Origin of the sequence: Spongiivirga sp. MCCC 1A20706, assembly GCF_046524175.1 — a bacterium.
Classification (GTDB): Bacteria; Bacteroidota; Bacteroidia; order Flavobacteriales; family Flavobacteriaceae; genus Spongiivirga.
Genome location: NZ_JBEFZF010000001.1, coordinates 43,734 through 64,833 on the forward strand (window position 1 = coordinate 43,734; position 21,100 = coordinate 64,833).

Here is a 21,100-nt window from a genome sequence, read left to right on the forward strand (position 1 = left end):
GTAAAATATGGCAGAATATTCTAGAATAGAAGTAGCACAAGTAATGTGGGAAACCGGAATGGTCCCATTGTTTTATCATCCTGATATCGAACTTGGTAAAAAAGTATTAAAAGCTTGTTATGATGGAGGCGCACGTTTAATGGAGTTTACGGCCAGAGGAGATTTCGCGTATCAAGTGTTCGAAGCTTTAAACCAATATGCAATTAAAGAGCTTCCAGGAATGATCATGGGTGTTGGTTCGATTACCGATGCATCTGCCGCCTCATTATTTATGCAAATGGGAGCAAATTTTATCGTAACTCCATCATTACGTGAAGATATCGCCCTTGTTTGTAACCGAAGAAAAGTACTTTGGTCACCAGGATGTGGCTCGTTAACTGAGATTAATAAAGCCGAAGAATTGGGTTGCGAAATTATCAAATTGTTTCCGGGCGCAACCTACGGCCCGGGTTTTGTAAAGGCCATTAAGGGTCCACAACCATGGACTAGTATTATGCCTACTGGAGGAGTAAGCACTGATGAAGCCAATTTGAAAGGATGGTTCGATGCAGGAGTCACCTGTGTTGGTATGGGGTCTAAGTTGATAAGTAAAGATATGCTGGAGAATAAAGATTTCGAGAAGCTAGAAAAATTAGTAAGAGACACTTTAACACTCATTCAAAACTTACGTAATTAAGTATAAGGTATTATTTGTGTTGTTATGTAAGCCTTACAATTAATTCAAAGTTGCGAATACACAAATCCCGATGGAAACACCGGGATTTTTGTTTTTCATGAAAATTGCGATACAAATGGCTGTTATCTTTTTAATATTTATCTTATATTTTAAGGAGATTTAAAACGATGCAGGACATTCCATTAACGCAAGTTCAAAAAATGCTAGCTGGTGAAGACTATATTGGTGACAGTGCCATAGCTATGTCTGTTTTTCTGTCAATGAGTTTAGAAAAACCATTACTCATCGAGGGCCCAGCAGGTGTTGGTAAAACAGAAATTGCAAAAGTGATGGCAGCTGCTTTAAAGACTGACCTTATTCGTTTGCAATGTTACGAAGGACTAGATAGCACACACGCTCTGTACGAGTGGAATTACCAACACCAGTTGCTGCATTTAAAAATGCAGGAACAAAAAGAGATGGATGTTTCCAACCTAGAACATGCCGTTTTTTCAGATAAGTTTTTATTGAAACGGCCAATTTTGCAAGCCATAACTAATGATAAAAGTCCTGTTTTATTAATTGATGAAATTGACAGAGCCGACGAAGAATTTGAAAGTTTTTTACTTGAAGTCCTCTCCGATTGGCAGGTTACAATTCCGGAAATAGGTACTATTAAAACTACTCATAGACCTTATGTCATATTGACGGGAAACAGAACAAGAGAGCTTTCTGAAGCAATTAGAAGAAGGTGTCTGTATTTATGGATTGATTATCCGGATTTTGAAAAAGAACTTTCTATTGTTAAAACCAAAGTTCCTGAGGTTGATGCCAAATTGGGGGTTCAAATCTGCACCTTTATGAAAGAATTAAGGCAACTAAAATTGGAAAAGACCCCTGGTGTTTCGGAAACAATAGACTGGGCAAGAGCACTTGCTAATATGAACATGAAACATCTCGATAAACAACTTGTGGAGGATACACTTGGTGTTATTTTAAAAGATTGGCAGGATATGCGAAGTGCACAAGACTCACTTTCTGAGCTATTGGAAAAAACTGGGGTAGTTTCAAGAATAACATAACAGAGGGTCTATCTATCATGTCAACCTCTAATTATATCACCTATCAAACTGAGTTTTCAGCAAACATCGTTTTATTCTGTCGTTTTTTGAGGTCCAAAGGGTTTTCATTGGGTAGTTCTGAAGAGATGGATGTACTCAAAGCACTGCCCTTAATTCCAATCGGGAAAGAACGCTACGTAAAAGCAGCATTAAAAATATCATTAAGTAAAAATCACTTTGAATATTCAAAGTTTGATGATTATTATAGTGAGTTTTGGTCTCAACTTTCTAAGGCAGTTGATTCAAAAGTAAAAGATAATGAATCGAACAAAGCGAAACCGACAAAAACTGAACGGCACCAAGCGCGTTTTGAGGCACTAAAAAGTTGGCTTAATCTCAAACCTTCAACTGAGAAAAAATCAGTAGCATCTTTTAGTGATCTTGAAGTGTTAACCAAAAAGGACTTTGCAGATTTAAGTACTGAAGAAATGAAATTAATGATGCGTATGCTAAAAAAAATGGCGAGGAGGTTAGCACATCGAAAAAGCAGGTTACGAAGACAAAGTAAAAAGAAAAAGACACTTGATTTAAAAAATACTATTAGGTTAAACCTACGTCATGGTGCTGACATCCAAAGGTTAGTATTCAGCGAAAAAAAAGAACGGAAACTAAGGTTGGTGTTATTATGTGATGTTAGTAGATCGATGGATTTATATAGTCGATTTTTTATTCATCTTATTTATGCCTTTCAACATTCTTACGACAAGATGGAAACCTTCGTGTTCAGCACAGCGTTGCATCAAGTGACTACACTTTTGAATAATTATGAATTTGACAAGGCATTTGAGATAATATCTGATCGGATACCACAATGGTCCGGTGGCACGACAATAGGTTCATGCTTAGATGATTTTGTAAATAATTTTCAGTTTAGTTTGCTTGATAAAAAAACTACTGTATTAATATTAAGTGATGGCTGGGATACTGGAGAACCTTTGGTAATGCGCCAGGCAATGAAAACTATACATAAGAGATCTCGAAAAGTGATATGGTTAAATCCCCTTGCCGGAAGCAAGGATTTCTCACCTGAGGCTGTTGGTATGAAAACGGCATTACCTTATATAGATGTTTTAGAGTCTGCTCATAACCTAGAGAGCCTAAAACGTGCTTTGATAAATATTCAAACTTCTCGACAAGTACAGATTAGACCTCGTTATTAAAATTCTGAACAAATATTTGTCAATTTGTTAATCGAATTGACAAATGTGTGAAACAATCACAAATTTTAGTCAGGATAATTAAGAAATATGCATTCCTTTTTTTAACTTAACGTTCCAATTTTAAAAAATCAATGCAGGTAAAGGGGAATTATGTGGTAAACACTACACCAGAAGTCGTTTGGAAAATGATTACAAACCCTGCAATTCTTGAAAAAATAACCCCGGGCGTAAAAACTTTAACTGTAATCGGTCCTGATCAATATGATGCAGTTTCTGAGGTAAAAGTGGGACCTGTTCGTGGTAATTTTGAAGGTAAATTATCTTTAAAAGATCAGATAGTAGGAGAAAGTTGTGTGCTGGTGGTCGATCAAAAAAGCAAGATGGGTAATGTGGTTGCCGAAATTAGTATGAAACTAACTCCGGATGCTGATAACAACACCGATGTTCATTATACTGGAGATGCTCGGATGTCTGGAATGTTAGCAAGAATGGGACAACGAATTATGAGCGGAGTGGTAAGTACGTTGTCGAGACAATTTTTTGAAGCGCTAGGAAAAGAACTTGAGGGTGATTCCTCATCTTAGAAAAAATCAACCTATAAAATTATTATATATGCAGATTACGTTAACCGTAAATGGTAATCAATATTCAAGTGATATTGAACCGCGAATGAGTCTGGCTCAATATTTACGAGAGGTTTTAGATCTAACGGGTACTCATATTGGTTGTGATACCAGTGGATGTGGAGCCTGCACTATTACTTTAGATGGGATGGCTGTAAAATCTTGTACCATGTTAGCAGTACAGGCCGATGGTTGCGAACTAACAACTATTGAAGGTATGGCAAATGGTAATGAAATGCATCCTATTCAAAAAGCGTTTAAAGAGCATCATGGTTTGCAATGTGGTTTTTGCACACCAGGCATGGTAATGACCGCCGCTGATATTCTTAAAAATAATCCAAATCCTACTGAAGAAGAAATAAGACATGGTCTTGAAGGTAATTTTTGCCGATGTACCGGATATCACAATATTGTAAAATCTATTCAGCATGCCGCTGAAGAATTAAATAATTAATCATGGGGAAATTTGTCGGAAAAGCAGTTAAAAGAAGAGAAGATGCACGTTTTCTAAAAGGAGCTGGTACCTATACTGATGATATCAAACTCCCAAAAATGGCCCATACAGCGTTTGTTCGAAGTCCGTATGCCCATGCTAAGGTTTTATCAATTGATATTGATGAAGCAAAAAAATCGGATGGTGTTGTCGCCATATACACGGGTAATGATCCTTGCGGTGAATTTGGTGTGCCTTGCGGGTGGCAGGTTGATTTTAAAAACGGGGAAACTATGCGTGAGCCCCAGCACCCACTTCTGGTAAAAGATAAAATTAAACATGTTGGTGAAGCAGTAGCGATTGTTGTTGCCGAAACTTTAGAACAAGCTCGCGACGCGGCCGAATTGGTAATGGTAGATTATGAAGAACTACCAGCTGTTACAGATCCAAAGAAGGCGATGGAAGATGGAGCACCTTTAGTACATGACCAATGGAATGATAATGCGGCATTCGACTGGTGCATTGGTAATGATCGAGCAGAAGTGGAAGCTGCCTTGGAGAATGCGCATCATGTCACTGAAATGGAATACCGAAATCATCGAGTAGCACCAAATGCAATCGAACCTAGAAGCTATATCGCCGATTATGATGTGAATGCAGATAAGTGGACGCTTTATACAAGTACCCAAAATCCGCATTTAATAAGATTGCTTTTATGTGCATTTGTTTTGGGAATACCGGAACATAAAGTACGAGTAGTTTCTAAAGATGTTGGTGGTGGTTTTGGTAGTAAAATTTATCACTATACCGAGGAAGCGCTTCTTACTTGGATTTCTAGGGAAATAGGTCGACCAGTTAAATGGACATCAGATAGGAGTGAGGCCTTTATGACGGATGCTCATGGTCGGGATCACGTTGTGAAATCTAAAATGGGCTTTGATAAAGATGGGAAAATTGTAGCACACTTGACAGACGAATATTGCGCAATGGGGGCCTATTTATCCACATTCGCTCCCGCTGTGCCAACCTATTTGCACGGTACCTTGTTTCAAGGGGTTTATACAACACCATTAATACACTTAAACGTAATTGCACCTTTCACACACACCGTTGTAGTAGATGCTTACCGAGGAGCAGGCAGACCGGAGGCTACTTATTTATTAGAACGAATCATATCAAAGGCAGCAAAGGAGATGAATATGGATCCTGCTGAGATACGGTATAAGAATTTTATTCCGCCTTTTGATGGTGTTGAACAAGCCGGATACCAGACGCAAGTTGCTTTACAATATGACAGTGGTGATTACCATGGGGTTTTGAAAAGAGGGCTAGAAATGTTGGGCTATGATGATTTTAGAAAAGAACAGGAGGAAGCCCGTAAAAACGGAAAACTGTTAGGAGTGGGCTTATCGACTTATATCGAAGGATGCGGAATTGCACCTTCCGCAGTAGTCGGCGCCTTAGGTGCGCGTGCCGGCTTATACGAAGTTGGCCATGTTCGAGTGCAACCTACGGGTAAAGTTTCGGTGTTTACAGGAGCACATTCTCATGGTCAGGGACATGAAACCGTTTTTGCACAGTTTGTAGCTGACAAACTTGGTATTGCCATGGATGATGTTGAAATTGAACATGGCGATACGGATCAGGTGGCATTTGGTATGGGAACCTATGGCTCAAGAAGTTTAGCTGTAGGAGGAAGTGCGATCATTAAAAGCATCGATAAAATTATTGAAAAAGGAGCTAAAATAGCAGCACATAAACTTGAAGCTGCCGAAGAAGATCTCGAATATGATGAAGGAAAATGGACAGTGAAAGGTACGGATAAATCGATTTCATTTGGTGATGTTTCCTTAACTGCCTATGTGCCTCATGACTATCCCGAAGGATTAGAACCGGGATTAGACTTTAGTAGTTTCTATGACCCAAGCAATTTTACATATCCATTTGGTACGCATATCGCGGTTGTTGAGGTGGATAGCGATACTGGGAAAGTTGACTTAAAACGATTCATTGCTTGCGATGATGTTGGTAATGTAATGAACCCGATGATCGTCGACGGGCAAATTCATGGAGGGGTAGTACAAGGTGTTGGTCAGGCCCTATTGGAAGAAGTAGTTTTTGATGATGCTGGGCAAATGATCAATGGTTCGTATATGGATTATGCGATGCCACGAGCAGATGATATCCCTATGATTGAAACGGATCGAACAGTAACTCCCTGTCCTCATAATCCATTAGGAGTCAAGGGCGCAGGTGAAGCCGGCTGTATTGGTTCTACTCCAGCGGTGGTAAATGCCGTTGTTGATGCTTTATCGCATTTGGGTGTTACTGATATTCAAATGCCGGTTACTCCGCAACGGGTATGGAAAGCAATGCAAAACTAACTTTTAAAGAAACAGAAAACAGATCATGATACCAGCAAAATTTGATTATATAAAAGCATCTTCTATTAGTGAAGCAGTTGGCCTTCTTGATAAACACGGATTCGATGCTAAAATTTTATCTGGCGGGCACAGCCTTTTGCCTGCAATGAAATTGCGTTTAAACAGGCCTGAGATTCTTATCGATATCAGCGCAATTCCTGATATGAATAGTATTTCAGAAGAAGGAAATGAAATAGTTATTGGTGCAAATTGTACGCATAATGCGATTGCGAATTCTCTCTTAGTCAATGATAAACTCGCAATTCTAGCAGAAACTGCTAAGGCAATTGGCGATATTCAAGTCAGGAATAAAGGTACTATAGGAGGTAGCTTGGCTCATGCAGATCCTGCTTCAGACTATCCCGCGACGGTTTTAGCATGTGATGCAACGGTAGTTGTTGAAGGTAAAAATGGAAGTAGGAGTATTGCTATTACAGACTTCTTTCAAGGTATATATACAACAGCATTGGAAGATGACGAAATTATTACCAGTGTTCGTTTTCCAAAAGTAGCTAATGGTAATTATCAAAAGTTCTTTCAATCGGCTTCTCGTTTTGCAGTTGTTGGGGTTGCAGTTGTGAAAGATGGTGATAAGGTAAAAGTGGGAATCACTGGTGTTGCAGATACTCCTTATAGAGCTTCTGCTGTAGAGAATGCGTACAATGGTAATTCAGACGCAGCGAGTCATGCGGTTGATAATGTTGAGGTAATGAGTGATCATTTTGCTGATGTTGAGTACCGTTCTCATTTGGCTAAGGTAATGGTCAAAAGAGCGTTAGAAGCTTAATTATAAACAGATAATCTTTTTAATTATGGCCCAACCTGTTTGGGCTTTTTTTATGTAGTAAATTCTGAAGGTAAATTCGTTAAGCTTTTCACGGTAATGGTAGGCTTGTATTCCCATGGGTCAAACACAGCCTTAGCTGATCGTTGAACCCATGCAGTGTTCATACCGTAAGAGGAAGCTCCAATGACATCAAAAGAATTCCCTGAAATTAGCCAGGATTCAGATTTTAAAGATTGCGATGCTTCATTGAAGTATTCATATACTTTGGGATTCGGCTTAAATGTTTTCTGACTTTCAACACTTACGATACCGTGAAAATGTTCAATTATAGATGCGTTTTTTAGTAATTGTACAATTGCTTTTTCACTACCATTAGAGAATGCATAAATACGATGACCTTGCGCTCTTAAGTCTACTAAACATGGCTCAACATCTTCAAAAACTGGAAGTGTTTTATAACTGTTCATTAATGCTTCTTTTTCTCCGGAACTTAAAGAAACATCCAAAAGGAGGCAGGCGTAATCAAGCGCTTCTTTTGTGCAAACTGAAAAATCAACGTAGCAATTCATAAGTGCTCTTCTAAATGAAAATTCGAGCTGTTTGTTTCTCCATGTTTCCATGAATAACTTGGTTTCATAAGGCACAATGGTTTTAAGCGTCTCAAAAACACCTGAGGTATTTATAATTGTTCCGTAAATATCAAATGCTATCGTGTATCTCATTTGTTGAATTCTGTGTTAAAAGTAGCTATTGATTTTTTAAACTTCGCTAATGAAAATAAAAATAAAAGATTAGTAAAGTGTTTGGATACACTTTGGAATATGATTCGGGACAGAGCTTGTTTTGAACTGGCTGGGCATTAATGTCTTGCCCTACGGTTTTATTGAATAAAAAAATCCTGACCATGAAATGATCAGGATTTTCAATGAGCTTTGTGACTTGGCTGGGGCTCGAACCCAGGACCCTCTCCTTAAAAGGGAGATGCTCTACCAACTGAGCTACCAAGTCATTATGTCAAAAAAATAGTGAGCTACCATACTAAGTAACTCACTTTGTGACTTGGCTGGGGCTCGAACCCAGGACCCTCTCCTTAAAAGGGAGATGCTCTACCAACTGAGCTACCAAGTCTTAAAACGCTAGCGCTTCTATAAGCAAATAAGGATAAAAATTATTCCTCTTTTAGCGGGTGCAAATATAATATTCATATTTTATATTTCAAGGCTATTTAGGTGGAATTTTTCTTTTTTTTGTGGCCTGCCAAAAAGCAGTAATTTTACCAACCTGTATGCAGACAAAAAAAATCATTTTAATAGGGTATATGGGCTCAGGTAAGTCAACAATTGGTAAGTTATTGGCTGAAGAGCTTCGACATCCATATATTGATCTCGACACTTATATCGAAAAACAAGAAAATCAGACTATCTCATCAATTTTTGAGAATAGGGGCGAGATTTATTTTAGAAAGCAAGAGCATTTTTATTTAAAACATCTACTCGAATCTAAAGACAATATGATATTGTCATTGGGAGGAGGGACTCCTTGTTTTGCGGGCAATATGGATATCATTAAAAATTCTAATGCCACTTCAATTTATCTGAAACTAAGTATCCCTAATTTGGTAGAACGCCTGTTTAACGAAAGAAATGAGCGTCCGTTGATTTCACATATCCATGATAAAGAAACAATGATAGAGTTCATCGGAAAACATCTTTTTGAACGAAGTTATTTCTATAATCAAGCGACCCATACATTCGCTGTAAAAGAACAAACGGCTATACAATTAGTTGAGGAAATTAAAGCAATATTAGTTTAAACTGACACTGTCTCTTTTACCAAAATATACATTAACATGCTCTTGCATTGAGGTGGATAAAGAGATTCCTTTAAAGTCAGCTTTTACTGGGTATTTTTTATGATTTCGATTTACTAATACCGCTGTTTTAAACTTTTTTAATGGCACATCAAGGAAGTGTTTTACTCCATATATCAGCGTAGTGCCAGAGTTTAAAACGTCATCTACTAAAATAAGTGCCTTGTTCTTGTAATCGTCAACAACTAAAGAGGTAGTAACATTATCAATAGGATTTTTCTTGTCGATACTTACTTTACAAAGTATAATAGTGGCATCGCATATTTCATCAAGAACATATTTTATTTTTTCAGCAAAGACATAGCCGTTTTTTTCAATGCCAGCTACAATGATTTCTTTTTCGTCAGCGTTGCTTTCATAAATCTGGTAAGCAATTCGTCTTATTTTGTGCTGTATTTCATCATGATCTAAAATAATACTGTCAGTTGGCATGGTATCACTATTTTGAAGTAAAGATATCAAACTATGTGCTAAAGTCTAAAAGTTGAAAGAAAGTCAAAGACTAAACACATAACAAGAAATTCATAATTAATCCTCATTAACATCATCCGTGTACTCTTCAATATCACGCCGATCCTTTTTAGTAGGGCGACCTTCTCCTTTTTTTCGGTAGTGATCTTTGGCAAGTTTCAATAAGTCTAAGTGTTCAAAAGCTTCTTTTGATGTGGTATCTTTACGATACATGTCTACCAGTTTGGCTCCTAGTCTATTATTTGGTAAATCTAATATTTCTAGTTGATAATTGATTTGGTTTTTTCGCACAACCAGCTTATCTCCAATATAGATTTCTCGAGAAGGTTTTACCACCTGCTCATTCACTTTTATTTGCCCTTTTTTGCAAGCATTTGTTGCCATATTTCGCGTTTTAAAATAGCGAAGGCACCATAATAATTTGTCGACACGCATCTAGTTTTAAAATGAAGTTAAAGCCGTTTCAAAAATACTTTAAAATTGTATCTTGCGCCCTTAATGTTGAAAAGGAATGAATTTAAAGAATATTCTTGGGGTATTGGTTTTGATACTCTTTTTTGCTGCAGCTTGTAATAACGATGATGATAACGGACTGGAGCGAATTCCGGTAAGAGATCAGGCAGAGCAGTATGTTATAGACAATGATTCGATCGTTGAGTTTCTACAGACCCATTTTTACGAATTAGATGATTCTGGAGAAATTGTATTCGACACAATTGCCGGAGATAATGCTGATAGAACACCTCTTTTTACCCAGGTAGAAACAAAGGTGGTTGAAACTGATGAGGTGGATTTTAACCTCTACATACTAAAAGTGGGACAAGGGTCTGATCCGGTTGCAAATAATATTCGTGTAACTGATTCAACTTTAGTAACCTACCGGGGACGTTTACTAGATAATACTCAATTTGACCGAGCGATTAACCCAATCTGGTTTGATCTAACTGGCGTTATTCGAGGTTTTAGCACAAGTTTTTCAGAGTTTACAGCGGGTAATGGAGACTTTGAAGAGAATCCAGATGGAACGGTTACTTTTAGTGATTTTGCACAAGGAGCCGTTTTTATTCCATCGGGTCTTGGATATTTTGAAAGAGCACAACCAGGAATACCTTTTTATTCGCCATTGAGTTTTACATTTAAAATTTTTAAAATGGAAGAAACTGATCATGATAATGATGGTATACCTTCTTACTTAGAAGATTTAAATAATAACGAGAATCCGTTTGATGATGATACTGATGAAAATACGGTTCCTAATTATTTAGATGGTGATGATGATGGTGATGGAACATTAACTAGTGATGAGATTGTTGTAAATGAAGATGGGACAATTACATATACAGATTCTGACGGTGATGGAATTCCAGACTATTTAGATAATAGAAACGATAGCTAATTGATAGAATTTTAATGCATAAAAAAATCCCGTTTTAAACGGGATTTTTTATTTGTTGTTTTTCAAGGTTATAACCTAAAAGAAGCGCTAAAAATTAACTGTGTAGGTCTAGAATCTAACGCAAATAACGGAGCGTCATCGGCGATGTTTGTATTAATAAAATTTGCTTCATTTTCGTTGAAACCCCGCTCAAACCGTACATCTAATCCTAAATTGCCTAATTGCACTCCGGCGCCAATATGCAAGCCTACGCTAATCTCATTTTCAACATCGTCAATATCGACATTACCGAGATCAAGATCATTTTGCAATGTATATTGAAATGCCGGTCCTGCAAATACTCTCAATGGCCCAATAATTTTATATCCCAATAAAATAGGTAGGTCTATTTTAGAAGTTTTGTAATCAGCAGTAGCATTATTTACACCGTATTCACTTGTAGTACGCGTATAAATTAATTCTGTTCTTAGATATAGATTTGAAAAATCGAGTTGGCCATAAAAGCCCACATGAAACCCTACTTTTCCTTCTCCACGATTCTCAATTAAATTCTCACCGGTGGTAAGAATCTCTTTTAATTCACCATTGCTGTTGTAGTTCAGTCCGGCTTTAATTCCAAATTGTGAACGATCGTTTTTTTGTTGACCGTAACTAACTGCGCTTACCAAAATAGCAAGCAGTAATACATAATTTTTCATTTGTTTACGTTTTATGATTGAAAATATTTCTAGTTAGAAGCAAAAATGATACCAACAATTCGTCTTACATAACCGAATCTAGTTAGTATCATTTTCGCATCTATTTTGATGCTATATAAACGAAAAATAAAAGCTATTATTTTCTTTCCCCCACTTTTTGGGCCGCTTTTACTATTGCTTCTGCATTCAAGCCATATTTGGCCATTAGTTGATCTGGCGTACCTGATTCGCCAAAAGTATCTTGTGTGGCAACAAACTCTTGAGGTACCGGGTTATTCTGAACCAATGTGCGGGCCACGCTTTCGCCCAAACCACCATAATAGTTATGCTCTTCAGCGGTAACAATACATCCGGTTTTGGCAACAGATTTCAGGATCGCTTCTTCATCTAACGGTTTGATAGTGTGAATATTAATTACTTCGGCTGAAACACCTTGATTTTCCAATTGCTCTGCTGCTTGTAAAGCTTCCCATACTAAATGCCCTGTAGCAACAATGGTAACATCGGTACCTTCATTTAGCATTATGGCTTTACCAATTTCAAAAGTTTGATTTTCTGGAGTGAAATTGGCAACCTTCGGTCGACCAAATCGTAAATAAACCGGACCATGATAATCAGCAATAGCCAAAGTCGCTGCTTTGGTTTGATTAAAATCACACGGATTTATTACAACCATTCCTGGTAACATTTTCATTAAACCAATATCTTCTAAAATTTGGTGAGTTGCACCATCTTCTCCTAGTGTAACTCCGGCATGCGAAGCACATATTTTTACATTTTTATCCGAATATGCTATTGACTGACGTATTTGGTCGTATACCCTGCCGGTAGAAAAGTTAGCGAAGGTTCCTGTAAATGGTATTTTTCCACCTATGGTTAATCCAGCGGCAATTCCCATCATATTTGCTTCTGCAATTCCTACCTGAAAAAAGCGTTCAGGGTGATTCTTTTTAAAATCATCCATTTTCAACGACCCGATGAGGTCTGCACAAAGTGCAACCACGTTTGGATTGGTTTTACCTAACTCAGTTAAGCCAGCTCCAAATCCTGATCGCGTATCCTTTTTTCCGCTGTCAATGTATTTTTTCATATCCGTGTTACCTTTCTATAAATAAAGGCTATATTTTAAAGTTGTGTTTATTTTTTTAAAGCCTGTTTTTAGTAGTCTCCTAAGGTTTCAGCATTTTGAGATAATGCACTTGCCAATTGCTCGTCATTTGGCGCCTTACCATGCCAAGCATGTGTATGCATCATAAAATCAACGCCGTTGCCCATTTCTGTATGTAGTAAAACACAAACCGGTTTTCCTTTTTTGGTTAAAGACTTTGCTTTTGCCATTCCTTCTAAAATGGCTTCAATGTCATTCCCTTTAGTAATTTCAACGACATCCCAACCAAAAGCTTCAAATTTTTGTTTTACACTTCCCATAGGAAGTACTTCGTCTGTAGCTCCATCAATCTGTTTCCCATTAAGGTCGATTGTTGCGATTAGGTTATCTACTTTTTTAGCAGATGCATACATGATAGCTTCCCAGTTTTGACCTTCTTGTAACTCGCCATCGCCATGAAGACTATAGATTAAATGAGAATCACCGTTTAGTTTTTTTGCTTGAGCAGCTCCAAGTGCTACAGACATGCCTTGTCCAAGAGATCCGGATGCAATACGTACTCCTGGAAGTCCTTCATGCGTAGTAGGATGACCCTGTAACCGAGAATCAATTAACCTAAAAGTATTTAATTCATCAACAGGAAAATAACCGCGACGTGCTAAAACACTATAGTAAACGGGACAAATATGACCATTTGATAAAAAGAATAGATCTTCTTCTTTTCCATCCATATCAAAACCATCGTTGATATCCATAATATCATTGTACAGTGCTACGAAGAATTCGGCACAACCTAAAGATCCTCCCGGATGGCCAGAATTTACTTTATGAACCATTCTCAAAATATCTCGGCGTACTTGTATCACCAAGTCATTTAACTGTTGAATATTTGACATATTTTTTAAATTAAATTTCGGCTCAAAAGTAATTTTTTTATTGGCTAACCGATGTCTGATTTATGGGTTTTTATTGCCGATTTATTAACTTTTTTAGCATTATTGTTAATTAATGATTTCAAATATGTGAGGGTTCTATTTTTTGCAGCAACCTTGTTTGATATCTTTTGTCTTTATTTAGTTGTGAATCATTATACTTAGTTGTACCTTTGCATCCCTTTTTTGGCGGATGGAAAATCAGAAAAGGAAACAATAATTTTTTAAAAACAACTTCTATATCAATCCGCGTTATTTTCCTGTCGATGTAGAATACAAATTTTAATCAGCAATGGCTGAAAAAAAACAAACAGAAGAAGTTCAGGAAACTGCAACTGTTGAAGCTCCAGTTGTAAATGAAGCACAACAAAATCCTGAACAATTTTTAAAAGACTTTAACTGGGAAAAATACGAAGAAGGTATTGAGCAAGTTGAAGACGACAAGCTACAAGAGTTTGAAAAATTAGTAGCAGAGAACTTTGTAGATACTGCGGATGAAGAAGTAGTTGACGGTACTGTAGTACACATGACAGATCGCGAAGCGATTATTGACATCAACGCAAAATCAGAAGGCGTAATATCCTTAAACGAGTTTCGTTACAACCCTGACTTAAAAGTTGGTGACAAGGTAGAAGTTCTTATTGATGTAAGAGAAGATAAAACAGGTCAATTAGTTTTATCACACAGAAAAGCACGTACCATCAAAGCATGGGATCGTGTAAATGCTGCGCATGATAGTGGCGAAATCGTAAATGGTTTTGTTAAATGTCGTACAAAAGGAGGTATGATCGTTGACGTATTTGGTATCGAAGCGTTCTTGCCAGGTTCACAGATAGATGTGAAGCCAATTCGTGACTACGATCAGTATGTAAACAAAACAATGGAATTTAAAGTGGTTAAGATTAACCATGAATTTAAAAACGTTGTCGTTTCACATAAAGCGCTTATCGAAGCGGATATTGAAGAACAGAAAAAAGAAATTATCGGTCAGCTTGAAAAAGGACAAGTATTGGAAGGTACTGTTAAGAATATTACTTCTTACGGTGTGTTTATCGATCTTGGAGGAGTTGATGGACTTATTCATATTACAGATCTTTCTTGGAGCCGTATTAACCATCCGAATGAGATTGTTGAGCTTGATCAGAAATTAAATGTTGTAATTCTTGATTTTGATGATAATAAATCTAGAATTCAGCTAGGTCTTAAGCAGTTACAGGCGCACCCTTGGGAGGCACTTGGTGAAGAAGTTAAGGTAGGCGATAAGGTAAAAGGTAAAGTAGTGGTTATTGCCGATTACGGTGCCTTTATTGAAGTTGCTGAAGGTGTAGAAGGTTTGATACACGTATCAGAAATGAGCTGGTCAACGCACTTACGTTCTGCTCAAGATTTCGTAAATATCGGTGATGAAGTTGAAGCACAGATCTTAACATTAGATCGTGAGGAACGTAAAATGTCGCTTGGTATTAAACAATTAACTCCAGACCCATGGACAGATATCACTGCCAAGTATCCTGTAGGTTCTAAGCATACTGGTATCGTTCGTAACTTTACTAACTTCGGTGTATTTGTTGAGTTAGAAGAGGGTATTGATGGTCTTATCTATATTTCTGACCTTTCTTGGACGAAGAAAGTGAAGCACCCATCAGAAGTGGTTACCGTAGGTGATAAGCTTGAAGTGGTTGTATTAGAATTAGATGTTGAAGGACGTAAATTAAGTTTAGGTCATAAGCAAACTAAGGAAAACCCTTGGGATAAATATGAAACTGAATTTGCCTTAGAATCTGTTCACAAAGCTGCGATTGAAGAAATCGTAGATAAAGGTGCAACGGTTAAGTTCAACGAAGATATCACGGCATTTGTACCACAACGTCATCTTGAAAAAGAAGATGGAGGTAAATTAAAAGCTGGTGAAGAAGCTGAATTTAAGATCATTGAATTTAATAAAGAGTTCAAACGTGTAGTAGCATCTCATACTGCTGTATTTAAAGCAGAAGAGGCGAAGATCGTTAAGCAAGCTGTGAAGCGTCAAGCGCAACAAGCCGCTGAGGCAAAACCAACTTTAGGTGATGCAAATGAAACTTTAGCTGCATTGAAAAAGAAAATGGAAGGCGGAGAATAATCCTAGTTTCATTTTAGATAAAAGAAAAGGTCGTGTTTTGCACGGCCTTTTTATTTTTAATCCTAACTTTAAAGACTCAAATAAATTAGAAATTAGCGATGATTATAAAAAGTGGAGTCGCTTTTGTAAAGTTTCTCTTATATTTAGACTAAGTACAGCAAATATTCAATTATTACTTTCATGCATAGCATTATAGAAGCAACAGCTAAAAATTTGTCAAAATCAAAAGTACTATTAGAACAATTAACAAACAGTCAGCTAACAGATGCTTCTATATCTCCTTATTACTCATGTGTAGGTTCTCATATTCGACATATTTTAGATTTTTATGATTGTATTTTAAAAGGTGAAAATAGCGGAGAAATTGATCTAACAGCGCGTGAACGGGATGTGAAAATGGAACAGGATTGCGAATATGCTTCCATTAATGTAGATCGCGTTTTAACCGCTGTGGGTCGTTTGAAAAATGCAGAAAAGAAGGTGACTGTTATTGATGATCTGGGCGCAGGTAAAGTAGCTTTACCTTATACACTTGCTGCTGTTTTAGCTCAAGCAAACAGTCATACTATTCATCATTATGCTATTATCAGTTACATTTTAGACCGACTTCATGTTAAAGTAACTGATGCTTCCTTCGGATATAATCCTACAACGCCGGTTAAGGAGAATGTATCAATACGGTAATACCTAAAAAATATCGCATCGAAAATCTATCGAAGAGAATCTTTCGATACTTATCAGAATAGAATCGGAAATTCCGTGCTTAGGTTATCTTTTTTTTCGTTTACCAAAAACGGAATTCATAATTGTATTTAGACCTTTAAACGCTAATGTGATAGCAAGAACAGAGAGTATTGCACCGACTATTAAAACGGGATAAAACATAAAATGTTCTTGATTTTTAAATGCCATATAGAGTAATGTAGGTCCTAAAAACATTAAAATGGCAGTTATAGCCATTATGCGAATACCACGTATAAGAAGTTCTTTATCGGTGTGCATTTTTGTAATAATTAACCGCAGTACGAACACTTTGGTGTTGCTTTAACAAATTAGCTGCCGTTTGTCTGTCAACATCTAATGCTTGCATGATCATTCTTGTACCTCTGTCCACTAATTTATTGTTACTAAGCTGCATATCGACCATTTTATTTCCTTTAACTCGACCTAATTTAATCATGGTAGTGGTGGTAATCATGTTTAAAATCAGTTTTTGAGCGGTACCTGCTTTCATGCGGGAACTACCAGTAACGAATTCGGGGCCTACGACTACTTCGATCGGATATTGAGCAACTTGAGCCAAGGGGCTCCCTTCGTTGCAAGTAATACAGCCGGTAGTAATATTATTTTTGTTACAAGATTCTAACGCACCAATTACGTAAGGAGTGGTTCCGGAAGCGGCGATACCAATAACCACATCTTGTTCATTAATCTGGTACTCCTTTAGATCTTTCCAACCTTGTTCTGTATCATCTTCTGCAAATTCAACAGCTTTTCTAATAGCACTGTCACCACCAGCAATCAAGCCAATTACTAAATCGTGAGATACTCCGAAAGTTGGAGGACATTCTGATGCATCCAAAATGCCAAGTCTGCCACTGGTTCCTGCGCCTAAATAAAAAAGCCGACCTTTATTTGCCAACTTTTCCGCAATAATATCAACAAGAAGTCCTATTTTATTTAGCACCTTTTTAACAGCTAATGCCACCTTTTGGTCCTCATTATTGATGTTTTCCAATAGAGAAGAGGTGCTCATTTCTTCTAAATGGTCATAATTTGAATCTTGCTCAGTAGTTTTTTTGAAGCTCAACTTAGTCGTTTTATAAAAAAATCAAAGGTAGGTATTATACTCCTATCCGTGTTTTGTAGTTGAAATATTCTGCCTTAGAAATTAACTATTTTTATTCTATTACGATAGTTTCTTTGAACTCTTGGACAATCGCAAAATATCCTAGAGCGAAATCATCTGCTACTTCAAGATTATCGAAGACTCCATCAGTAATAGTAATGTTAGTAACATTGATAATATTACCTCTTACAGTTGCGACGGGAGTGGAGAAGGGGCCAAAAGCACCTTCGCTTTGTTCTATGAGCTGACTCATATAATTATAAAAAGGCTCGTCTGCTCCAAGAATACTAATATCCAGTTCATCACCTGGTTCGACATTATCATCAAAAAAATATGAGAAGGTAAATTGTTGTCCTTCGTAAAAAGTATCTTCGGTTTCTAAGAAATTTCCATTGCTAAAATCAAAAACATAAAAGTCTTCTCGGTTGGCAACATCGGTAAACGATACAATAATCTCAGTATCGTCCTCATCAAAAATAATATCTGTTCCTTGTTCGATATTGTCAAAAGGAACGGTGGGAACGAACTCGGTTCTGGCAACAAAGTTTTTTCCTTGAAAATTAATCTGAAGAAAGTACTCAATATTTCGCTCGATGAAAGACGTTGGGATCCGCTGGTCTTCATTTAATGTAGGATCTGGAATATAAATTCCAGAACCTGAAGTGGTCTCAGTCAAACTAGATGAAAACACATTGATAACAGCCCCATTTGCATCCAATTCTTGCATAATAATCACCATCCTGTCCACACTGGTCACTTGGTTTTGATCAAAGAAATTGCTGGTTTCTGATACCCTTATTTCTATGGGCATAAATTGCTCGGTTACGTCAACTCTGATCAATGCATCAACAACTAAACGAGAAGCTTCCGTAGGTGTTTCTATTTCAACGACATCTTCACAAGAAATGAAAAATTGTATAATTGATAACAATATGATTAGCCTGGCAGATAAATATTTAGGTGCTTTTCTCATTGTTTAAAACTTAAAATTGTAAGTAACGGCAGGAATGATTCCGAAAATAGAAGTCCTAACAGCTTCATTTACACCCGTGTCATTATTTTGCCTAAATGCAATCGACTGGGCATTACGTCTATTATATAAATTATAAATACTAAATACCCATTCTGATTGCCATTTTCGACCTCTATTTTTATCAGGAGTTAAGGTAGCCGAAACATCAATTCGATGATAATCAGGAAGACGTTCCGTATTTCGTTGACCGAAGAATGGAATGGTAAGACCTTGGAATTCAAATTGACCAACAGGATAGTTCGTTGGCTGACCTGTTTGATAAACAAAATTGGCATTAAAGTTCCATTTTTTATTTAAATCATAGCTGCCGTAAATAGCAATATCGTGCGTTTTATCATAGGGTGTATTATACCATTCTCCATTGTTAATACCAGTCTCTTGTACCAGACTACCATCACTGCCTGTAATTGTTCTTCCTCTAGTTCGCTGCTCAGATTTTGATAGGGTATATGCTAACCAACCTTGAAACTTTCCTTCATTTTTTCGCAAGAGGAATTCCAGTCCGTATGCTCTTGCTTCTCCGTTTAAAATAACTTGTTCAATTGCATCATTCGCAATTAAATCGGCCCCGTCTATATAATCAATTCGATTTTCGATGTCTTTATAATATACCTCTGTTGCTAGGGTAAACTTCCCTTCATTAAATCGTCTAAAATAACCTAATGCATATTGATTCAGTAGTTGTGGTTTTACAAATGGGCCACTTGGTGTCCAAACATCTAGAGGTGTTGGAGAGCTGGTATTTGACAGTAAATGAAGATACTGTGCCATTCGGGTTGCACTAGCTTTTATCGAGTTATCTTCATTAAATGAATAAGCAGCAGCAATACGTGGTTCAAAATTAGTAAAGGTTTCAAGGTTGGCGCTGCGACCCGGATTAATCGTTTCTATAGGGTCAGCTTCTTGATAAATTTGTAATAATGGATCAAAATTTACAGGATTATTGTTTTCATAAACGTTTAGTTCATCTTGCCCTAAACGATTAAAAAGGCTAAAACGAAGTCCGTATTCTAAACTTAATTTGTCACTTATTTGGTGCTCAAGATCAACATAAGCAGCTAATTCATTGGCATACTTTTTAGTAAGCTGGTCTTCTACAATACCCGAATCAGGGCCGTTAGGTTTTATCTTACCGGGATTAAAAACATAATAAATATCATTTAAACCAAAGTTGAGTTGTAGCTTATCATTGATATAATTTTTAAGATCGTATTTTAAGTTGAAGTTCTGTATACCCGAGTTCCATTCAAAACCGACAAAGTCTAGCTCAAGCCCGTAGAAATAATCAGAATAAATGAGTGATAAATTAGAGAAAAGGCGATCAGAAAATAGATGATTCCATCGAAAGTTTACAACAGAGTTTCCGTATGTATTTTCAAAACTATCTGCTATACTGAACACATCGCGCCCAAAGTATCCGGATAGAAATATATTGTTATTATCATTTATCCGATAATTTAGTTTGGTGTTCAGGTCGTAGAAATATGCCTTGTTTTCAATATCAAATAGTGGTAAAAACAAATGAGCATACGATCCCCGTCCTCCGACCAAAAAAGCCGCTTTGTCTTTTGCAATGGGCCCTTCTACAAGTAATCTACTGGCAACGGCACCTATACCTCCGTTAACTTTTAATTCTTTGCTATTTCCTTCTTTTTGAAAAATTTCTAGTACGGAAGAAACACGACCTCCATAACGAGCAGGAATACCTCCTTTATAAAGCTTTACATCCTTAATAGCATCCGGATTGAACACAGAAAAAAAACCGAATAAGTGTGAAGAATTAAAGATAGTTGCTTCATCAAGTAAGATAAGGTTTTGATCGACGGCGCCACCCCGTACGTTAAAACCTGAGGAAGATTCTCCTGCGTTGGTGACACCGGGAAGCAGTAATAAAGATTTTACGACATCCGCTTCACCAAGAACGACAGGTATCTTTTTTATCGTTTCCACTTGAAGCGTATTTACACTCATTTGAGGTGTTTTAATGTCTATTTTTTCCGAATCGTCAGTTACAACCACTTCCTCTAGTAGTTCGACGGCTTCTTCTATTTTAAAATCAATTTTTTGATCTTTATCTAGATTGATTTTCTGCGTTACGTTCTGAAAGCCTATATAGGATATAATTACAGTATATTCACCAGGGGGGATTGAAATAGAATAGAAACCGTATTCATTAGTAACCGTGCCAGTTTTTAGTTCTTGAATGGCGACCGTTACCCCAATTAGTGACTCATTGCTGGCCTTGTCAGCAATATTGCCACTTAAAGTAAAACGCTTTTGGGAGTGTGAATGGATACTAAAAAAACAAAAAATAACAGTAAGCAATCTTAATTGCGCAGGCCTCATACAAGTTTTTTGTATAAAAATAGCCTATACGAATGGTAATTGCTTACTGTTAACAAATATTTAATGAAGCCGAATA

General features: G+C 37.0%; 21 protein-coding genes and 2 tRNA genes. 11 read left to right on the plus strand and 12 right to left on the minus strand.

What is annotated here, in order from left to right; genetic code table 11:
- Nucleotides 1-7 precede the first annotated feature (7 nt).
- The 7 genes from ABN763_RS00175 to ABN763_RS00205 all read left to right on the plus strand — a co-directional run bounded on the left by ABN763_RS00175 (nucleotide 8) and on the right by ABN763_RS00205 (nucleotide 7,202).
- Nucleotides 8-676, plus strand: coding sequence for a bifunctional 4-hydroxy-2-oxoglutarate aldolase/2-dehydro-3-deoxy-phosphogluconate aldolase (locus ABN763_RS00175; RefSeq protein ID WP_410483383.1), 669 nt, complete (start codon nucleotides 8-10; stop codon nucleotides 674-676).
- A gap of 167 nt (nucleotides 677-843) precedes the next feature.
- On the plus strand, nucleotides 844-1,737 hold the full coding sequence (locus ABN763_RS00180; protein WP_410483384.1) for an AAA family ATPase: 894 nt from the start codon (nucleotides 844-846) through the stop codon (nucleotides 1,735-1,737).
- A gap of 17 nt (nucleotides 1,738-1,754) precedes the next feature.
- Entirely contained in the window at nucleotides 1,755-2,936 is a 1,182-nt protein-coding gene (locus ABN763_RS00185) for a vWA domain-containing protein (protein ID WP_410483385.1), read from the plus strand.
- Nucleotides 2,937-3,067: 131 nt separating this feature from the next.
- Nucleotides 3,068-3,520, plus strand: coding sequence for a CoxG family protein (locus tag ABN763_RS00190; RefSeq protein WP_410483386.1), 453 nt, complete (start codon nucleotides 3,068-3,070; stop codon nucleotides 3,518-3,520).
- Between the two features lie 28 nt (nucleotides 3,521-3,548).
- Nucleotides 3,549-4,013 carry a (2Fe-2S)-binding protein gene (locus ABN763_RS00195; RefSeq protein WP_410483387.1) on the plus strand — a complete coding sequence of 155 codons (465 nt, stop codon included), beginning with the start codon at nucleotides 3,549-3,551 and terminating at the stop codon, nucleotides 4,011-4,013.
- A 2-nt stretch (nucleotides 4,014-4,015) separates the two neighbouring features.
- Nucleotides 4,016-6,376 carry a xanthine dehydrogenase family protein molybdopterin-binding subunit gene (locus tag ABN763_RS00200; RefSeq protein WP_410483388.1) on the plus strand — a complete coding sequence of 787 codons (2,361 nt, stop codon included), beginning with the start codon at nucleotides 4,016-4,018 and terminating at the stop codon, nucleotides 6,374-6,376.
- A 25-nt stretch (nucleotides 6,377-6,401) separates the two neighbouring features.
- Nucleotides 6,402-7,202, plus strand: a complete 801-nt coding sequence (locus tag ABN763_RS00205; protein ID WP_410483389.1) for an FAD binding domain-containing protein — start codon at nucleotides 6,402-6,404, stop codon at nucleotides 7,200-7,202.
- Nucleotides 7,203-7,252: 50 nt separating this feature from the next.
- On the opposite strand, the gene ABN763_RS00210 is transcribed toward ABN763_RS00205, so the two are convergent.
- The 3 genes from ABN763_RS00210 to ABN763_RS00220 all read right to left on the minus strand — a co-directional run bounded on the left by ABN763_RS00210 (nucleotide 7,253) and on the right by ABN763_RS00220 (nucleotide 8,330).
- Nucleotides 7,253-7,924 carry a haloacid dehalogenase type II gene (locus ABN763_RS00210; RefSeq protein ID WP_410483390.1) on the minus strand — a complete coding sequence of 224 codons (672 nt, stop codon included), beginning with the start codon at nucleotides 7,922-7,924 and terminating at the stop codon, nucleotides 7,253-7,255.
- A 213-nt stretch (nucleotides 7,925-8,137) separates the two neighbouring features.
- Nucleotides 8,138-8,210, minus strand: a tRNA-Lys gene (locus ABN763_RS00215).
- Nucleotides 8,211-8,257: 47 nt separating this feature from the next.
- Nucleotides 8,258-8,330: transfer RNA gene (locus ABN763_RS00220), tRNA-Lys, on the minus strand.
- A gap of 157 nt (nucleotides 8,331-8,487) precedes the next feature.
- Here ABN763_RS00220 and ABN763_RS00225 point away from each other — a divergent pair.
- Nucleotides 8,488-9,015, plus strand: coding sequence for a shikimate kinase (locus ABN763_RS00225; RefSeq protein ID WP_410483391.1), 528 nt, complete (start codon nucleotides 8,488-8,490; stop codon nucleotides 9,013-9,015).
- Here the strand turns inward: ABN763_RS00225 and ABN763_RS00230 are convergent.
- A complete protein-coding gene (locus ABN763_RS00230) occupies nucleotides 9,007-9,504 on the minus strand; it encodes a phosphoribosyltransferase family protein (RefSeq protein ID WP_410483392.1) in 498 nt (165 codons plus the stop codon). The two genes, ABN763_RS00225 and ABN763_RS00230, sit on opposite strands and share 9 nt — an antisense overlap.
- A gap of 96 nt (nucleotides 9,505-9,600) precedes the next feature.
- Nucleotides 9,601-9,978, minus strand: coding sequence for an RNA-binding S4 domain-containing protein (locus tag ABN763_RS00235; RefSeq protein WP_410483393.1), 378 nt, complete (start codon nucleotides 9,976-9,978; stop codon nucleotides 9,601-9,603).
- A 76-nt stretch (nucleotides 9,979-10,054) separates the two neighbouring features.
- Here ABN763_RS00235 and ABN763_RS00240 point away from each other — a divergent pair, with 76 nt between their 5' ends.
- Nucleotides 10,055-10,939, plus strand: coding sequence for an FKBP-type peptidyl-prolyl cis-trans isomerase (locus ABN763_RS00240; RefSeq protein WP_410483394.1), 885 nt, complete (start codon nucleotides 10,055-10,057; stop codon nucleotides 10,937-10,939).
- A 68-nt stretch (nucleotides 10,940-11,007) separates the two neighbouring features.
- Here the strand turns inward: ABN763_RS00240 and ABN763_RS00245 are convergent, their stop codons facing one another.
- The 3 genes from ABN763_RS00245 to ABN763_RS00255 all read right to left on the minus strand — a co-directional run bounded on the left by ABN763_RS00245 (nucleotide 11,008) and on the right by ABN763_RS00255 (nucleotide 13,641).
- Nucleotides 11,008-11,637 carry an outer membrane beta-barrel protein gene (locus tag ABN763_RS00245; protein ID WP_410483395.1) on the minus strand — a complete coding sequence of 210 codons (630 nt, stop codon included), beginning with the start codon at nucleotides 11,635-11,637 and terminating at the stop codon, nucleotides 11,008-11,010.
- A 136-nt stretch (nucleotides 11,638-11,773) separates the two neighbouring features.
- Nucleotides 11,774-12,727, minus strand: a complete 954-nt coding sequence (locus ABN763_RS00250; RefSeq protein WP_410483396.1) for a transketolase family protein — start codon at nucleotides 12,725-12,727, stop codon at nucleotides 11,774-11,776.
- Nucleotides 12,728-12,795: 68 nt separating this feature from the next.
- On the minus strand, nucleotides 12,796-13,641 hold the full coding sequence (locus tag ABN763_RS00255) for a transketolase (RefSeq protein ID WP_410483397.1): 846 nt from the start codon (nucleotides 13,639-13,641) through the stop codon (nucleotides 12,796-12,798).
- 328 nt (nucleotides 13,642-13,969) lie between these two features.
- Here ABN763_RS00255 and rpsA point away from each other — a divergent pair, with 328 nt between their 5' ends.
- Together rpsA and ABN763_RS00265 are read left to right on the plus strand one after the other, a co-directional pair.
- A complete protein-coding gene (gene rpsA / locus ABN763_RS00260; protein ID WP_410483398.1) occupies nucleotides 13,970-15,796 on the plus strand; it encodes a 30S ribosomal protein S1 in 1,827 nt (608 codons plus the stop codon).
- Between the two features lie 180 nt (nucleotides 15,797-15,976).
- A complete protein-coding gene (locus tag ABN763_RS00265) occupies nucleotides 15,977-16,480 on the plus strand; it encodes a DinB family protein (RefSeq protein ID WP_410483399.1) in 504 nt (167 codons plus the stop codon).
- Nucleotides 16,481-16,564: 84 nt separating this feature from the next.
- Here the strand turns inward: ABN763_RS00265 and ABN763_RS00270 are convergent, their stop codons facing one another.
- From ABN763_RS00270 to ABN763_RS00285, 4 genes are all read right to left on the minus strand, one after another.
- Entirely contained in the window at nucleotides 16,565-16,798 is a 234-nt protein-coding gene (locus tag ABN763_RS00270) for a DUF6095 family protein (protein WP_410483400.1), read from the minus strand.
- Nucleotides 16,785-17,606, minus strand: a complete 822-nt coding sequence (murQ, locus tag ABN763_RS00275) for an N-acetylmuramic acid 6-phosphate etherase (protein ID WP_410483401.1) — start codon at nucleotides 17,604-17,606, stop codon at nucleotides 16,785-16,787. Before murQ ends, ABN763_RS00270 begins: the two co-directional genes overlap by 14 nt.
- A gap of 91 nt (nucleotides 17,607-17,697) precedes the next feature.
- Nucleotides 17,698-18,618: a DUF4249 domain-containing protein gene (locus tag ABN763_RS00280; RefSeq protein ID WP_410483402.1), complete on the minus strand. Its 921-nt coding sequence runs from the start codon at nucleotides 18,616-18,618 to the stop codon at nucleotides 17,698-17,700.
- Nucleotides 18,619-18,621: 3 nt separating this feature from the next.
- Nucleotides 18,622-21,024: a TonB-dependent receptor gene (locus tag ABN763_RS00285; protein ID WP_410483403.1), complete on the minus strand. Its 2,403-nt coding sequence runs from the start codon at nucleotides 21,022-21,024 to the stop codon at nucleotides 18,622-18,624.
- Between the last annotated feature and the right edge of the window lie 76 nt (nucleotides 21,025-21,100).

Excerpts from the sequence above, each read along its gene's own strand:
- ABN763_RS00235 (WP_410483393.1), bottom strand. The coding sequence starts at position 9,978 with ATGCGTGTCGACAAATTATTATGGTGCCTTCGCTATTTTAAAACGCGA.
- ABN763_RS00245 (WP_410483395.1), bottom strand. The coding sequence starts at position 11,637 with ATGAAAAATTATGTATTACTGCTTGCTATTTTGGTAAGCGCAGTTAGT.
- ABN763_RS00280 (WP_410483402.1), bottom strand. The coding sequence starts at position 18,618 with ATGAGAAAAGCACCTAAATATTTATCTGCCAGGCTAATCATATTGTTA.
- ABN763_RS00185 (WP_410483385.1), top strand. The coding sequence starts at position 1,755 with ATGTCAACCTCTAATTATATCACCTATCAAACTGAGTTTTCAGCAAAC.
- ABN763_RS00205 (WP_410483389.1), top strand. The coding sequence starts at position 6,402 with ATGATACCAGCAAAATTTGATTATATAAAAGCATCTTCTATTAGTGAA.
- rpsA (WP_410483398.1), top strand. The coding sequence starts at position 13,970 with ATGGCTGAAAAAAAACAAACAGAAGAAGTTCAGGAAACTGCAACTGTT.
- ABN763_RS00210 (WP_410483390.1), bottom strand. The coding sequence starts at position 7,924 with ATGAGATACACGATAGCATTTGATATTTACGGAACAATTATAAATACC.
- ABN763_RS00180 (WP_410483384.1), top strand. The coding sequence starts at position 844 with ATGCAGGACATTCCATTAACGCAAGTTCAAAAAATGCTAGCTGGTGAA.
- ABN763_RS00195 (WP_410483387.1), top strand. The coding sequence starts at position 3,549 with ATGCAGATTACGTTAACCGTAAATGGTAATCAATATTCAAGTGATATT.
- ABN763_RS00200 (WP_410483388.1), top strand. The coding sequence starts at position 4,016 with ATGGGGAAATTTGTCGGAAAAGCAGTTAAAAGAAGAGAAGATGCACGT.
- ABN763_RS00285 (WP_410483403.1), bottom strand. The coding sequence starts at position 21,024 with ATGAGGCCTGCGCAATTAAGATTGCTTACTGTTATTTTTTGTTTTTTT.
- ABN763_RS00175 (WP_410483383.1), top strand. The coding sequence starts at position 8 with ATGGCAGAATATTCTAGAATAGAAGTAGCACAAGTAATGTGGGAAACC.
- ABN763_RS00225 (WP_410483391.1), top strand. The coding sequence starts at position 8,488 with ATGCAGACAAAAAAAATCATTTTAATAGGGTATATGGGCTCAGGTAAG.
- ABN763_RS00240 (WP_410483394.1), top strand. The coding sequence starts at position 10,055 with ATGAATTTAAAGAATATTCTTGGGGTATTGGTTTTGATACTCTTTTTT.
- ABN763_RS00265 (WP_410483399.1), top strand. The coding sequence starts at position 15,977 with ATGCATAGCATTATAGAAGCAACAGCTAAAAATTTGTCAAAATCAAAA.
- ABN763_RS00230 (WP_410483392.1), bottom strand. The coding sequence starts at position 9,504 with ATGCCAACTGACAGTATTATTTTAGATCATGATGAAATACAGCACAAA.
- ABN763_RS00255 (WP_410483397.1), bottom strand. The coding sequence starts at position 13,641 with ATGTCAAATATTCAACAGTTAAATGACTTGGTGATACAAGTACGCCGA.
- ABN763_RS00190 (WP_410483386.1), top strand. The coding sequence starts at position 3,068 with ATGCAGGTAAAGGGGAATTATGTGGTAAACACTACACCAGAAGTCGTT.
- ABN763_RS00270 (WP_410483400.1), bottom strand. The coding sequence starts at position 16,798 with ATGCACACCGATAAAGAACTTCTTATACGTGGTATTCGCATAATGGCT.
- ABN763_RS00250 (WP_410483396.1), bottom strand. The coding sequence starts at position 12,727 with ATGAAAAAATACATTGACAGCGGAAAAAAGGATACGCGATCAGGATTT.